Origin of the sequence: Nocardia sp. NRRL WC-3656, assembly GCF_000720265.1 — a bacterium.
In the GTDB taxonomy this organism is placed as follows: Bacteria; Actinomycetota; Actinomycetes; order Mycobacteriales; family Mycobacteriaceae; genus Nocardia; species Nocardia nova.
Genome location: NZ_JOJF01000018.1, coordinates 21367 through 34753, shown reverse-complemented (window position 1 = coordinate 34753; position 13387 = coordinate 21367). Strand labels below are relative to the sequence as shown.

The 13387-nt window shown below is 70.4% G+C and carries 13 protein-coding genes; 6 read left to right on the top strand and 7 right to left on the bottom strand.

The annotated features are described in order from the left end of the window. Nucleotides 1-30 precede the first annotated feature (30 nt). From mshC to IG65_RS0122455, 4 genes are all read right to left on the bottom strand, one after another. Complete coding sequence (gene mshC, locus IG65_RS0122470) at nucleotides 31-1269, bottom strand: cysteine--1-D-myo-inosityl 2-amino-2-deoxy-alpha-D-glucopyranoside ligase (protein ID WP_030516921.1); 1239 nt, start codon at nucleotides 1267-1269, stop codon at nucleotides 31-33. Nucleotides 1270-1458: 189 nt separating this feature from the next. After that, complete coding sequence (locus IG65_RS0122465) at nucleotides 1459-2298, bottom strand: SCO1664 family protein (RefSeq protein ID WP_030516920.1); 840 nt, start codon at nucleotides 2296-2298, stop codon at nucleotides 1459-1461. Nucleotides 2299-2304: 6 nt separating this feature from the next. Continuing rightward, entirely contained in the window at nucleotides 2305-2889 is a 585-nt protein-coding gene (locus tag IG65_RS0122460; RefSeq protein WP_030516919.1) for a DUF3090 domain-containing protein, read from the bottom strand. Between the two features lie 24 nt (nucleotides 2890-2913). Further along, on the bottom strand, nucleotides 2914-3663 hold the full coding sequence (locus IG65_RS0122455; protein ID WP_030516918.1) for a histidine phosphatase family protein: 750 nt from the start codon (nucleotides 3661-3663) through the stop codon (nucleotides 2914-2916). 270 nt (nucleotides 3664-3933) lie between these two features. Between IG65_RS0122455 and IG65_RS0122450 the strand changes: the two genes are divergently transcribed. The 4 genes from IG65_RS0122450 (at nucleotide 3934) to IG65_RS0122435 (ending at nucleotide 8375) form a co-directional block, all read left to right on the top strand. After that, nucleotides 3934-4896 carry an aldo/keto reductase gene (locus tag IG65_RS0122450; RefSeq protein WP_030516917.1) on the top strand — a complete coding sequence of 321 codons (963 nt, stop codon included), beginning with the start codon at nucleotides 3934-3936 and terminating at the stop codon, nucleotides 4894-4896. 73 nt (nucleotides 4897-4969) lie between these two features. Further along, nucleotides 4970-6139 carry a hemin ABC transporter substrate-binding protein gene (locus IG65_RS0122445; RefSeq protein ID WP_081879674.1) on the top strand — a complete coding sequence of 390 codons (1170 nt, stop codon included), beginning with the start codon at nucleotides 4970-4972 and terminating at the stop codon, nucleotides 6137-6139. Between the two features lie 377 nt (nucleotides 6140-6516). After that, nucleotides 6517-7521 carry an iron ABC transporter permease gene (locus IG65_RS0122440; RefSeq protein WP_104365421.1) on the top strand — a complete coding sequence of 335 codons (1005 nt, stop codon included), beginning with the start codon at nucleotides 6517-6519 and terminating at the stop codon, nucleotides 7519-7521. Further along, nucleotides 7518-8375, top strand: a complete 858-nt coding sequence (locus tag IG65_RS0122435) for a heme ABC transporter ATP-binding protein (protein ID WP_030516914.1) — start codon at nucleotides 7518-7520, stop codon at nucleotides 8373-8375. The genes IG65_RS0122440 and IG65_RS0122435 overlap by 4 nt, the downstream gene beginning before the upstream one ends. Before the next feature lie 8 nt (nucleotides 8376-8383). Here IG65_RS0122435 and IG65_RS0122430 read toward each other — a convergent pair whose 3' ends face one another. Continuing rightward, a complete protein-coding gene (locus tag IG65_RS0122430; RefSeq protein ID WP_030516913.1) occupies nucleotides 8384-9373 on the bottom strand; it encodes an RNA polymerase subunit sigma-70 in 990 nt (329 codons plus the stop codon). A 23-nt stretch (nucleotides 9374-9396) separates the two neighbouring features. Next, a complete protein-coding gene (locus IG65_RS0122425; RefSeq protein WP_030516912.1) occupies nucleotides 9397-10389 on the bottom strand; it encodes an NADPH:quinone oxidoreductase family protein in 993 nt (330 codons plus the stop codon). Nucleotides 10390-10774: 385 nt separating this feature from the next. Here IG65_RS0122425 and IG65_RS36040 point away from each other — a divergent pair, with 385 nt between their 5' ends. Further along, entirely contained in the window at nucleotides 10775-11575 is an 801-nt protein-coding gene (locus IG65_RS36040; RefSeq protein ID WP_051756662.1) for a pentapeptide repeat-containing protein, read from the top strand. Nucleotides 11576-11590: 15 nt separating this feature from the next. On the opposite strand, the gene IG65_RS0122415 is transcribed toward IG65_RS36040, so the two are convergent. Continuing rightward, nucleotides 11591-12832 carry an epoxide hydrolase family protein gene (locus tag IG65_RS0122415; RefSeq protein WP_030516910.1) on the bottom strand — a complete coding sequence of 414 codons (1242 nt, stop codon included), beginning with the start codon at nucleotides 12830-12832 and terminating at the stop codon, nucleotides 11591-11593. An 85-nt stretch (nucleotides 12833-12917) separates the two neighbouring features. On the opposite strand from IG65_RS0122415, the gene IG65_RS0122410 reads away from it, so the two are divergent. Continuing rightward, the gene (locus IG65_RS0122410) at nucleotides 12918-13355 is read left to right on the top strand and encodes a MarR family winged helix-turn-helix transcriptional regulator (RefSeq protein WP_063016793.1); all 438 of its coding nucleotides are present in this window, start codon (nucleotides 12918-12920) and stop codon (nucleotides 13353-13355) included. Nucleotides 13356-13387 lie beyond the last annotated feature (32 nt).

The following is a 13387-nucleotide window of genomic DNA, read 5'->3' as shown; positions in this document are numbered from 1 at the left end:
TGTGCAGCCAGTGCACCGCGCACACTGTGTTCAGAGAGTAACGCCCAGCAGGGCATCGACGGCCGTGCGAACCAGGCCCGGCGCCGCGGTGTCCGGCCCGCCGTAAGTCAGGGCCTGCTGCACCCAGCTGTCCACGGCGGCAAGGGCTTTCGGGGTGTCCAGATCATCGGCCAGATGCTGACGCAACCGCGCGACCGTCTCCTCGGCCCCCGGACCCGACTCCAGCGCCGCCGCCTGCCGCCAGCGCGCGAGCCGCTGCTGCGCCTGCTCGAGCACCGCATCCGACCACTGCCGATCGGTGCGGTAGTGGTCGGCGAACAGGCCCAGCCGGATCGCCGACGGATCCACGCCCGCGCCCCGCAACTTCGACACGAACACCAGATTGCCCCGCGACTTGGACATCTTCTCGCCGTCCAAGCCGATCAACCCGGCATGCACGTAGTGCCGGGCGAAGCGCCGATGCGACACCAGCGCCTCGGCGTGCGCGGCCGAATACTCGTGATGCGGATAGATCAGATCGCTGCCGCCACCCTGAATGTCGAATTCGGGGCCGAGCCGGTTCAACGCGATCGCCGCACACTCGATATGCCAGCCCGGGCGGCCCTCGCCGAACGGCGCCGGCCACGACGGCTCACCCGGCCGCGCCGCCCGCCACAGCAGCGCGTCGATCGGGTCGCGCTTACCCGGGCGCTCCGGATCGCCACCACGTTCGGCGAACAGCCGATCCATCGTGGCCCGGTCGTAGCCGGATTCGTAGCCGAACTGCTCGGTGGCGTCGTGGCGGAAGTAGATGTCGCGGTATTCGGCGTCGTCGACGACATACGCCGCCCCGGCGGCCAGCAGTTTGTCCACCAGTTCGACGACCTCGCCGACCGATTCGATCGCACCGATGTAGTCGCGCGGCGGCAGCACCCGCAGCTGCGCCATATCCTCGCGGAACAACTCGATCTCGCCGGTGCCGAGTTCGCGCCAGTCCACCCCGTCGCGTTCGGCCCGCTCGAACAGCGGATCGTCGACGTCGGTGATGTTCTGCACGTAGTGCACCTCGTGGCCGCCGTCGCGCAGGATCCGATTGACCAGATCGAAGGCCAGATAGGTCGCCGCGTGCCCCAGATGCGTGGCGTCGTAGGGTGTGATGCCGCAGACGTACATGGTGGCGGTCGCGCCGGGCGACACCGGGCGCACCTGCCGGTCGGCGGTATCGAACAACCGCAACGGCGGTCCGGATCCGGGGACGGCGGGAACGGAGATTTCGGACCAGGACTGCATGATTCGAGGGTAAGGGTCCGGGCGGGCACCTCGCCCGCCGCCCCCGGCTACCGGGCCCGTCGCGGGGTGTTCGCCACCACATCCGACCTCGGCCGGGGTCAGCGGTGTGGCGAAGTCAACCGTTGTACGCCGCGCGCACCGAATGCGGCGCGCACGTCGGCGGATCGGCGCGCCCGGATTCGCGCCGGCTCAGAACGCGGGCCAGGGAATAGGGCGAGAGCTGATCGGTTGCGGCAGCACCGGATCGTTCAGCAGCTCGCGGGCCCGCGCCTCCAGGGCCTCGATCTCGTCGTCGGTGATGTGCTCGGCCAGCGCCGAACCGATCGGACCCGAAATCCGGTCGGCGAACGCGGCGATGTCACCGAGCAGTTCCTCCCCCACCGGCTCACCCGCCCAGCCCCACAGCACCGTGCGCAATTTCCGTTCGCTGTGCAGGCAGATCCCGTGGTCGACCCCATAGACACCGCCGTCGACGCCTTCGAGGGCGTGCCCGCCCTTGCGGTCGGCGTTGTTGAGCAATACGTCCAGCACCGCCATCCGGCGCAGTCGCGGATCGTCGGCATGGACCAGTGACACGCGCGCACCCGTGCCGTCCACCGCCCGCAGTACCTCCCGGAACCCGGCGGGCACCGCACCGGCGGGCACCAGATCCACCAGATCCAGGCGCTCCGGCGCCGCCTCACCCGGGTCGACGGTCTCGATCCAGCGCTGCACCATGCCAGGGCCCAGCGGACCCTCCCGCAGAATCGTCTCCGGAATCACCGACCACCCCAGCGCCGCCGACACCAGATACGAGGCCACCTCGCGCCCGGCCAGCGTGCCGTCGGGGAAATCCCACAGCGGGCGCTCCCCGCGCACCGGCTTGTACACCACCCGCAGCGCCTGCGCGCCCCCGCCGACCGGCGGGCCGATCTCACAGACCAGGGTGAGGTTGCTGGCGGTGGTCACCCGCCCGATGATCGACAACTCACCGCTGTAAAGGCCGTCGCGGGCCGCGCCCTCGTCTGCGGTCGCCGCGCGCGTGGTCACCGGTCCTCAGTCCTCCAGATCGGTCGCGCCGAAGATGTCGCCGCGCTTGTAACCATTGGTGCGCACACACATGTGCCCCTTGGGCGAGAGCGGTTCCCCGCACAGCGGGCACGGCGGCCGCCCGGCCGCGATCACCTTCGCCGACCGCAACGCGAATTCGCGGGCCTGCTCCGGGGTCAAGAACACCCGCACCGCGTCGGGGCCCTCCTCGGTGTCGTCGAGGACCACCGATTCGTCGACCTCGGTCTCGGTGATGGCCAGCAGTTCCACCACCACCGCGCCGGCATCGGCGTCCCAGCCCAAACCCATTGTCCCGACCCGGAATTCGGTGTCGATCGGCATCTGGAGCGGAGCCGTGTCGGAGACGTCCTCGGCCTGCGGCGGCACCGTGGCGCCGAACCGCCGCGCCACCTCGTCCAGCAGCAGACCCATCCGGTCGGCGAGCACCTTCACCTGCTGCTTCTCCAGCAGCACGCTCACCACGCGGGGTTCCTGCACGGCCTGTAGATAGAAGGAGCGATCCCCTGGCTCACCGACGGTTCCGGCGACGAAACGGTCGGGGGTGCGAAACACATGGATTGCTCGGGCCATCTGCACCTCCTGAAACCGACTGCATCACTGATTACGCTCGTTCCCCGGATCGGGGGGATCCGCAATATTCCCATTATCCGCCCGCGGCGCGGCGCCCACCTCACCGCCGGGGACGGGCCCGGCCCGCTGCTCGGACGGTTGTGCGACCGCGGCCAGCGCCGACAGGTCGGAGCCGGTGTCGTTGACCCGCCACACGTAGGGGGCGGCCGGGGTGTAGCGGACGACGCTGATGGAGGCCGGTTCCACCACGATGCGCTGGAACCCGTCGAGATGGATGCCGAACGCGTCGGCCAGCAGCGACTTGATCACGTCACCGTGTGTGCAGGCCACCCACAGCACATCGCGGCCGTGGCGTTCGGCGAGTTCGGTGTCGATCGCGCGCACCGCGGCCACCGCCCGGTACTGCACCTGGGCCAGGCCCTCACCACCGGGAAACACCGCACCCGAGGCGTGCTGCTGCACGACCTTCCACAGCGGTTCCTTGACCAGCTCCGAGAGCAGCCGGCCGGTCCATTCGCCGTAATCCACCTCGAGCAGGCGCTCGTCGGGTTCGGGTTCGAGGCCGAGTTTGTCGGCCAGTGGCGATACCGTGCGCGTGCAGCGCAGCAGCGGGGAATGCGCGATGTGCTCGATCGGTAACGGTGCCAGGCGTTCTGCCACCGCCAGCGCCTGCTCGGTGCCGCGCTCGGTGAGCTCGACCCCGGGACTGCGGCCGGCCAGCGTGCGCGCGGTGTTGGAGGTCGACACCCCGTGCCGCAGCAGGATCACCGTCATGGGACCAGACTAGGCGATCACCACCGCCGGGCTCGCGCCGTCACCGGCCCGCGACCTCGGCCGCACGCCCCGGCGATGCGGAACCCGTTGGTATGCAACCTGTTTCGCTGTCGGAGGAATCGGCGACCGGGCCGGTGACCCGGCCTCCCCGCACCGGCGGGCGCTGTGGTGCTCCTCGCATCTTCCGGCGGTTCGCGAGTGGTATCCGTTTCCGGGACCGGTTGTGGCCCTAGGCTCGGACACTGTGACGAGAGCTGGGGCGGTGTGGTGATGGAACAGCGGGCGGTGGGCCGCAGTGGCCTGCGGGTATCGCGGATGGGGCTGGCCACCCACACCTGGGGCCGGGAAACCGATGCCGAGGACGCGGCGGCGCAGCTGGTCGCCTTCGTGGAGGCCGGCGGAACGCTGGTCGACACCTCGCCGGTGTATCAGGGCGGCGCCGCGCAACGCATGCTCGGCGAGCTCGTGGGTGAGCTGGTGCCGCGCGACGATCTGGTGATCAGCGGGTGTGCGGGCCTGGTGCCGGTGCCCGGGGTCACCGATCCCGACGGCGGACCCACGGCCGGCATCCACTGGAGTGTGGACGCGTCGCGGCGCACCCTGATGCGTCAACTCGACCGCACCCTCGCCGAACTGGGCACCGACTATCTCGACATCTGGAGTGTGGCCGCCTGGGACCGGCACACCCCGCTCGACGAGATCGCGGCCACCCTCGACCACGCCGTGCGCTCGGGCAAGGTGCGCTACGCGGGGGCGCGCGGCCTGAACGCCTGGCAGCTGGCCACCCTGGCCTCGGCGGCCCCGATCGTGGCCGCGCAGTCGCCCTATTCGCTGCTGGCACGCGGTGCCGAAACCGAACTGCTACCGGCGGCCGGGCACCACGGGGTCGGGTTGATCGCGGCCTCACCGCTGGCCGGTGGCATCCTCACCGGCAAATATCGCGACGGCGTGCCCGCCGACTCCCGTGGCGCCGACGAGGCGACCGCCGCCGAAATCCGCGAACGTCTCGACGAACACGCCACCCGGGTGGTGGACGCGGTGGTCACCGCGGCCGACGGGCTGGGCACCTCGCCCCTGGCGGTGGCGGCGGCCTGGCTGCGCGACCGGCCGGGCGTCGCGTCGATGATCGTCGGCGCCCGCGATATCGGTCAGCTCACCGGCGTCCTCGCCGCGGAAACGCTGGAACTTCCGCGGGCGATCGCGGCCGCTCTCGACGACGTCAGCGGTATCTGAGCGGCCGGGCCGGCGGGACGTGCGCGCACAGGGCGGTGACAACCGGTCCGCGCGACCACTTAGGCTTGCCTACATGAGGTGTCTCGACGTCCGATCGGCCCGCATCGCCTCCGCCGCACCGGCGGCGCCCACCGAGCCGGGCGCTGCGGCAACGTCGGCGCTCAGGTTCGCGACGACCGCACGAAACCGTTCGGCATCGACCGAGCCGGGTGGGCGGCAGCGGGCGGCCCGGGGCGGCACCCGGTGGCTGCTCGCGGTGCTCGGGGTCGTGCTGCTCGCCGGAGTCACCACCGCGTGCGGGGGCAGCGGCGCCTCGGGCGAGCAACAGGGCGCGACCACCGCGACGCTGGCGAATCCGGATCCGACGCCGATCGGCCCCGAGCCGGTACCCGCGCTACCGGTCACCGTGCACTCGTTCGACGGCGCCGAGGTCACCGTCACCTCCGCGGACCGGATCGTGGCCGTGGACCGCTACGGCACCCTGGCCCAGACCGTATGGGCGCTGGGCCTGGGTTCCAAACTGGTGGGCCGCTCGACCTCGGCGGCCTTCCCCGCGGTGCGCGACGTGCCCAACGTGGCGGGCGGCAACGGCAGCATCAACATCGAAGCCGTTGCCGCGCAACGGCCCACGGTATTCCTCACCGACACCACCAGCGCCACCCCCACCATGCGTGATCAGCTGCGCGCGCTCGGTATCACGGTCGTGTACTTCGACCCGCAGCGCACCATCGACGGTGTCGGCCCGCAGATCCGGTCGGTCGCCGACGCCCTGGGCGTCCACGACCAAGGGGTGAAGCTGGCCGACCGCACGCACGCCGAGATCGCCGCGGCCACCGCCGCGATGCCGAAACGCCAGCCGCCGTTGAAGATCGGATTCGTCTACCTGCGCAGCACCGCGATCACCATGCTCGCCGGGCCCGGCTCGGGCGCCGATTCGCTGGTGACCGCACTGGGCGGCGTCGACGCCGGAACCGCGGCGGGACTGACCGAACCGTTCACCACCATCACCAGCGAGGCGATGATCAGCGCCGCACCGGATGTGCTGCTGGTGATGTCGGACGGGCTGAAATCGGTCGGCGGCGTCGACGGCCTGGAGAAGGTGCCCGGGGTCGCCCAGACGCCGGCCGGGCGCGATCACCGCGTCGTCGACATGTCCGATGCGGTGCTGCTCAGCTTCGGACCCGAGACCGGGCATGTGCTCGAAGCGCTGTCGAAGGCCGTCTACGGCACCCAGCCCGCATGAGCCCCGGCGATTCGCCCGGTGAGGACTCGGCCGCCGATCCCGGTCTGCGACCGTCCGGACCGAATGTGGCACCTTCTGCGGGATCCGTTGCGGCGCAACATATCTCGGGCCAGTCAGGTGCCGAGTCGAGCGCGAACGGCGCATCCGAACCGGAGAACGGTGCGGGCGCAGGCACTTCCGGGCCCGATGCGCTCAGCGGCCGGAGTGCCGAACGGTCGACGGTCGCACCTTCGGCCGGGACCGGCGGCGGTGCGGCTTCCGGCACGCAGCGGGCAGAACCGCATCCGAGGTCGAACTCGGACCCTTCCGGTCCGGGCGACGCCGTCGTCGGTCCGCGCACACCGCGCCGCTGGTCCCGCATCACCGTCGTCTTTGCGGTGTCGATCGCACTGCTGGTGATCCTGGCGCTGATCTCGGCCGCTGTCGGGCAGGTCCCCACGACCCCGCTCGAGGTGGCCGGCAGTGTGCTGCACCGGATCGGGCTCGACTGGGGGCCGATGCCACACCACCCCGCCGGTGAGGTCACGCTGTGGGAGGTCCGGTTCCCGCGGGTGGTGCTGGCGATGCTGGTCGGGGCGGCGCTGGCGACCGCCGGTGCGCTGCTGCAGGGTGTGTTCGCCAATCCTCTGGCCGAACCCGGCGTGATCGGTGTGTCCGCGGGCGCGGCCGTCGGGGCGGGTGTGGTGATCGTGGTCGGTGGCGCGTTCGTGGCGGCCTGGTCGGTCGCTGGAGGCGCGTTCGTCGCCGGACTCGGAACCACACTCGCGGTGTATCTGCTGTCGCGTTCGGGCGGGCGCACCGAAACCGTCACGCTGGTGCTGACCGGTGTCGCGGTCAACGCCTTCGCCGGCGGTCTGATGTCGTTTCTGCTGTTCACCGCCTCCCCCGCGGCGCGCGATCAGATCGTGTTCTGGCAGATGGGCAGCCTGAACGGCGCCACCTGGCAGGCGGTGGCCGTGGTGGCGCCGCTGGCCGCGCTGGGCGTGGCGGCGGCGGTCGCGATGGCGCCGCGCCTGGATCTGCTCGCCCTCGGCGAATCGGCGGCGCGGCACCTCGGCGTCGACGTGGAACGCTTGCGGCGCAACGTGATCGTCGTCGTCGCGATCCTCGCCACCGCCGGGGTGGCCTTCACCGGCATCATCCTGTTCGTCGGATTGATCGTCCCGCACGTGGTGCGCATGCTCGTCGGTCCCGCGCACCGGGTGCTGATCCCGCTGTCGGCGATCCTCGGCGCGGTGGTGCTGCTGGCCGCCGACATCGGGGCCCGGACCCTGGTCCACAACGCCGATCTCCCCCTGGGCATGCTGACCTCGCTGGTCGGCGGGCCGTTCTTCTTCTGGCTGCTGCGGCGCACTCGCGCCCGATCGGGAGGCTGGGCATGAGCGGCGCCGGAACGGCACGCGTGCGCGCACTGATCCGCACACTTCGCCCTGCCCACGGTCTTCCGCAACCGACACCGCGCGGTGCGGTGACCCTGCGAGCGCGCGGCATCGATATCGCGCGCGGCGGGCGGCCGGTGCTCGAATCGGTCGACATCGACGTCGTCGCCGGGCAGATCCTGGCACTGGTGGGTCCCAACGGGGCGGGCAAATCGACGCTGCTGGCCGCGCTGTCCGGCGAACTCGAACCGGCAAGCGGCACAGTCGAACTCGACGGCCGGCCGGTCACGGATTGGACTCCCACCGATATGGCGCGCCGCCGCGCGGTGCTGCCGCAGAACCACACCGTCGGATTCCCGTTCACGGTGCGCGAGGTCGTCGCCATGGGCCGCTCTCCCTGGGCGCGAACACCGCGCCAGGAATTCGACGACCGGGTGATCGCCGCCGCGCTGGCCGCCACCGATATGGAACATCTCGCCGCACGGCCGTTCCCGGCGCTCTCCGGTGGTGAGCGTGCCCGCGCGGCACTGGCGCGGGTGCTGGCTCAGGACACCGAGACGTTGCTGCTCGACGAGCCCACCGCCGCATTGGATCTCGGCCATCAGGAACAGGTGCTGCGTCTGGCCGCGGCACGCGCCGCCGAGGGCGCGGCGGTCGTGGTCGTGCTGCACGATCTGGGCCTGGCCGCCGCCTACGCCGACCGCGTGGCCGTGCTCGACGCGGGCCGCCTCGCCGCTGTCGGCCACCCCCGCGAGATCCTCACCACCGACCTGCTGACCCGCGTCTACCGTCACCCCGTCGAGGTCATCGACCACCCCGTCACCGGCGCCCAGCTGGTCCTGCCCGTGCGACGCTGAACCCCCGTTCAGCCCGCGAGCACGTTCGGATGCCCGAACAGTGCGACCAGCGCCGGATCGTGGAACTTCACCACCCGCGATACTCCGGTGGCGGTCGCCGCCAGCACCACGATCCCGTCCGCGCGCAGCAGGCCGTCCGCGGCCCGGTGATAGACGACGGCGGCGGGCTGTCCGTTGGCGGTGGTGGCGACCATCCGCCACTGGCCGGGCACACCCAGCACGTAGGTGTCGAGCATGCGGAGGCAGTGCGCCCGACCGGCCTGCCAGTCGCGGAACGGGGTCGCCTCCAGTGTGGCATCGGTGCGCAACACCTGTTCCAGCAGCGCGGCGTCGGACCGCTCGAAGGCCGCGATGTAGCCGTCGAGCAGCGCCCGCGCGCGCCGGTCGGTGGGTTCCAGTAGTTTCTCGGGTGCCGGGTCGAGTTCGTCGAGGCGGGCGCGGGCGCGTTGCAGGCCGCTTTTCACCGCCGCTGTCGTGGTTCCGAGAATCTCTGCGGTCTCGGCCGCGGAAAAGGCCAGCACCTCGCGCAGCAGGAGGATGGCGCGCTGGCGTGCGGGCAGGTGCTGCAGACTCGCGACCAGCGCCAGCCGCAGCGATTCGCGCGCGACTACCACAGCCTCCGGGTCGCCGGCAGTCGCGATCCAGCCGTCCGGAAGCGGTTCCAGCCATGAAACCTCTCCTGCCGCAACATATCTCGGTGGGCTGCCCGACTCGTTGTCCGGACCGCCGAGTCCCGAGGGCAGTACCCGCGTGTGACGCGAAGTCCTCGCGGTGAGGCAGACATTCGTGGCGATCGTGTACAGCCACGACCGCACGGACGCCCGGCCCTCGAACCCGGCGTAGGAACGCCAGGCCCGAAGGTACGTCTCCTGCACCAGATCCTCGGCATCCTGTGCCGAACCGGCCATGCGATAGCAGTGCGCCAGCAACTCCCGGCGGTAGCGCTCGGAGTCGGCGGCGAACCGGTCCCGGTCGGCCGTGCGCGCATGCGCGGTCATATCGCCGAGTGTAGGAGCCGTGATCACGGCCGCAGCGCCAGTTTGCCGACGGTCGCGCGAGCCTCCAGTTCGGCCAGCACCTTCGGGCCCTCGGCCAAGTCGTAGACCGTGGGCCGGGCCGGTTCGACCACGTCGGCGGCGACGAGGGCGAACAACTCCGCCATGACCGCGCCGAAGATTTCGGGTGCCGCCTGGATCAGTACGCCGATGTTGAGGCCGATGAGCTGAATCTGGTGTTCGTAGATCAGCTGCCGATTGCTGATCGTGGCGTCGCCACCCGCCGCGCCGAAGACGACCACCCGGCCGGTGACCCGTTTGGTCGCGGCCAGGGTGTCCGCGAAACCCGCACCGCCCGTCGATTCGAGCACGAGATCGGCGCCGGCGCCGCCGGTCAGCTCCCGCACCTCGGCGGCAAGCCTCTCGCCGCGCGAGTCCAGAACGTGGTCGGCGCCCAGCTCGCGCACGAGGTGGTGTTTGCCGGGTGCCGCGGCGGCGATGACCGTCGCCCCGAAGTGTTTGGCGAGAGTCACCGCGGCCTGTCCGGTCGCGCCCGCCGAGGCCTGGATCAGCACGGTCTCACCGGCCACGAGGCGGCCCAGTGGTTTCAGCGCGGCGAGCGCGGTAGGGAGGTTGACGGTCAGGCCCAGGGCTTGTTCGGCGGTCCAGCCCTCCGGCACCGGCACGGCCGCCGCGGCCGGGAGGACCAGGTATTCGGCGAACGCGCCTTCCCCCACGCCGGCCACGCGTGCTCCCGGCCGCGGTTCGGTCACGCCCTCGCCCGTTGCCACCACCTCGCCGGCGGCTTCGAAACCGGCCGGGTACGGCGGCTGCGGGCCGCCGAGGAACGTCCCCCGGCTTTTCGAGATGTCGGCGAAGTTGACCCCGGCCGCGGTCACCCGGATCAGGATCTCGCCGCGGCCCGGGTGCGGCACCGGCGCGTCGGTGATCAGGCACGTGTCCTGCGGGCCCCGCAGGGACGTCTGGTGCAGGGCTCGCATGGTCGCGGGAACGCTCACGGCACTCAACTCTCTTTCTCGGCTCGTCGCGGCCCACCGGTTCGGCGCCGCCGACCATGTAGACCTCGGGTGCCGTGAAAAGGAATCGGTGGGCCGGCGCGAGTTCGCGGAGCGAACGACCTTGGCGAAGCGGGCCGGTCTCTGGTTCTCGCCGCGGTGACCGCACCCGCCTGACCGTCCCGGCGACACCGTTCTGCTGAAATCGGTTGGTGCCGAGCGATTTCGGCTTAGAGTGGTCGACGGAGGCGGGGGGTCGTAGGCCGACTTCGGGAGTCGCCTCCGCGAGGGGAGATGTGCGATGACGACGCCGAAGACGCCTCAGAAGTCCTCCGGTTCGAGATCCTGGCTGCGGCGGCATTGGCCCGGGTGGACGAAGGTGGCGGCCATGGCAACAGCTGCCGGGACGCTCGGCGCCACGCTCACCGCTGCCGTCGCCCTGTGGTTCACCGCCCAATCGCTGCGCGCGACGAACAATCAGTACGCGCTGTCCGAGCAGGTCGCGGTGACCGACCGTTTCCGGCTGGCCGCAGAACAATTGGCATCCGACAAGATCAACGTCCGGATCTCCGGTATCTATCTACTGGAACGGCTCGCGAAGGACTCGACGGCAGATCACGCGACCGTGTTCTCCGTGCTCGAGGCGTTCGTGCGGACCCAGACGGGCGCAGCCGGGTGTGACGACTCCGAGGCGCGGCCGGACCCCGCTGTCGAGCCGCCCTCCGACATCCAAACCGCGCTCACGGTCATCGGCCGCCGTGACGCCGCTCGGGACGGCGACCATCGAGTCGATCTCAGCCGCACCTGCCTGAACGGCGCGACCCTCACCGGTGCACGACTGGCGGGCGCGGATCTGACCGGCGTGCGCCTGATCGGCGCGACCCTCGGCCATGTGGACCTCACCGGCGCGAAGCTCAGCGGCACACGTTTCGCCTTCGCCGACCTCACCGAGGCGAATCTCGGCAACGACGACCTCACCGGCACCGACCTGCACCGAGCGAACCTCACCCGCGCGCGCCTCGGCGGCGCGAATTTGACCGACGTCCACCTGACCAGCACGAAGCTCAACGACGCCGACCTCGTCGGCGCGAAACTGACCGGCGCACTGCTCACCGGCGCCGACCTGACGGATGTGAAATACGACGACGGCACCGAATGGCCGGACGGGTTCGCTCCCCCGCCCCGGTGACCCGCCGCTACCGGGTCAGCGCCGCCCGCGGAAGGTGCGGCGCAGGTCGTCGATCCACAGATCCGGGATCTCCCATGGGATGAAGTGGCCGCCGCGGTCGTGGACGGTGAGATCGACGTGGTTGTACCACTGGGCGCGGTCGCCGGTGCGGAAGTTCTCGACGCGGCCCTCGGTGTCGACGCCGGGCGGGTTCTCGTAGCCGACGAAGGTGATGCCGGTGGGTGCCTGCACGACCGGGAGGCGGTCGTGTGAAGGCGTCCAGGGATAGCGATTGTTGTTGGCGTAGAGGCGGATCGAGGTGCCGATGGTGTTGGTGGCCCAATAGATCGTGGCGTGGGTGAGCAGATCGTCTCTGCTGAACACGGTTTCGACGTCACCGCCGTTGTCGCTCCACTTGCTCCACCGCTCCAGGATCCACGCCAGCATGCCCGCCGGAGAATCCGACAGGGCGTGGGCGAGGGTGCTGGGGGCGAGCAGGTGCGCGGCCAGGTGGACGGCGAAACGTCTGTCCAGCTCCACGAATCGTGCGTGCACCGCCGCGGGCAGGTCGTCGGGAATCGGCCGCCCACCGCTGAAGTCCCAGGCTCGATCGCCGTTGAACAGGGTCAGTTTCAGCCCGGATCCGATGTGGATGGCATACAACTCCTCGGCGTACTTGTGGCCGAGCTGCGCGGTGACCAGCGCGCCGACGTCGCAACCCGCGGCGGCGTATTTCTCGTACCCCAGCACCTCGGTCATCAGTGTGTGCCAGAGGTCGGCGACCTTCCAGAAGTTCAGATCGGGGCGGTCGAGCAGCGGACTGGAGAATCCGAAGCCCGGAAACGACGGCACGATCACGTCGAACGCCTCGGCCGGATCGCCGCCGTGCGCACCCGGATCGGACAAGGGCCCGGCGACCTTGGACCAATGCCAGAACGTCCAGGGCCACCCGTGCGTCAGGATCAGCGGCGTCGGATTCGGGCCGACTCCGGGCTTGCGCATGATATGGATCGGCACCCCGTCGATGTCCACCTTGTAATGCTGAAAGGTGTTGATCTCGGCTTCGGCTGCGCGCCAGTCGTATCCGCTGCGCCAGTAGTCGACGAGCTCCCGCAGATAACCGGCGGGCACGCCGTAATACCCGTCGTCGTTGCCGACGTCGTCGGGCAGGCGGGTCCGTTCCAGGCGCTGCCGCAGGTCGGCGAGCACACTGTCGGGGACGTGAATCGTCGTGGGAGTCAAGGGGAACGGTCGGGCATCGTCGGTGGTGTCGTTCATATGGCCTCCTGCGCCGTGTGGACGCCACAATTACATAAGCAACTTATTTAAGCAACTTGTATAAGTTTCGGATATAATTGCCCGTGTGGACGACATCGATGATTTCGACGTGGACGGGTTCGCCGCGGTGATCGAGGACTTCAACCGCGTCTACATCCGCATTCCGGTCCGGGAGAAGCTGCCGTTCACCACGCTGTCGGTGCTCGATACCCTGGCGCAGCGGGGCCCGATGCGACTGACGGAGCTGACCGATACCGAACAGATGACCCAGCCGGGAATCACGCAACTCGTCGCGCGCCTGGAGCGCGACGGCCTGGTACTGCGCCGCCGCGATCCCGGTGACGGGCGGGCCGTGCTCGTGCACCTCACCGAGGCCGGCCGGCAGATCCGGCGCAGCCGCCACGACGACCGGGTGCGCTATCTGGTTCCGCTGATCGGCGAACTGAGCCTCGCGCAGCGCCGGGCCTTGGCGGCCGCCCTACCCGCGCTCACCCGGCTGGCGCAGCTGGAACGGGAGCGCTGACACCGCGCATCCGTCCCGCCCCGCTGTTGCCT

Coding starts and splice junctions, on each gene's coding strand:
- IG65_RS0122445 (WP_081879674.1), top strand. CDS start 4,970: ATGAGGTGTCTCGACGTCCGATCGGCCCGCATCGCCTCCGCCGCACCG.
- mshC (WP_030516921.1), bottom strand. CDS start 1,269: ATGCAGTCCTGGTCCGAAATCTCCGTTCCCGCCGTCCCCGGATCCGGA.
- IG65_RS0122450 (WP_030516917.1), top strand. CDS start 3,934: ATGGAACAGCGGGCGGTGGGCCGCAGTGGCCTGCGGGTATCGCGGATG.
- IG65_RS0122455 (WP_030516918.1), bottom strand. CDS start 3,663: ATGACGGTGATCCTGCTGCGGCACGGGGTGTCGACCTCCAACACCGCG.
- IG65_RS0122460 (WP_030516919.1), bottom strand. CDS start 2,889: ATGGCCCGAGCAATCCATGTGTTTCGCACCCCCGACCGTTTCGTCGCC.
- IG65_RS0122415 (WP_030516910.1), bottom strand. CDS start 12,832: ATGAACGACACCACCGACGATGCCCGACCGTTCCCCTTGACTCCCACG.
- IG65_RS0122435 (WP_030516914.1), top strand. CDS start 7,518: ATGAGCGGCGCCGGAACGGCACGCGTGCGCGCACTGATCCGCACACTT.
- IG65_RS0122430 (WP_030516913.1), bottom strand. CDS start 9,373: ATGACCGCGCATGCGCGCACGGCCGACCGGGACCGGTTCGCCGCCGAC.
- IG65_RS36040 (WP_051756662.1), top strand. CDS start 10,775: ATGGCAACAGCTGCCGGGACGCTCGGCGCCACGCTCACCGCTGCCGTC.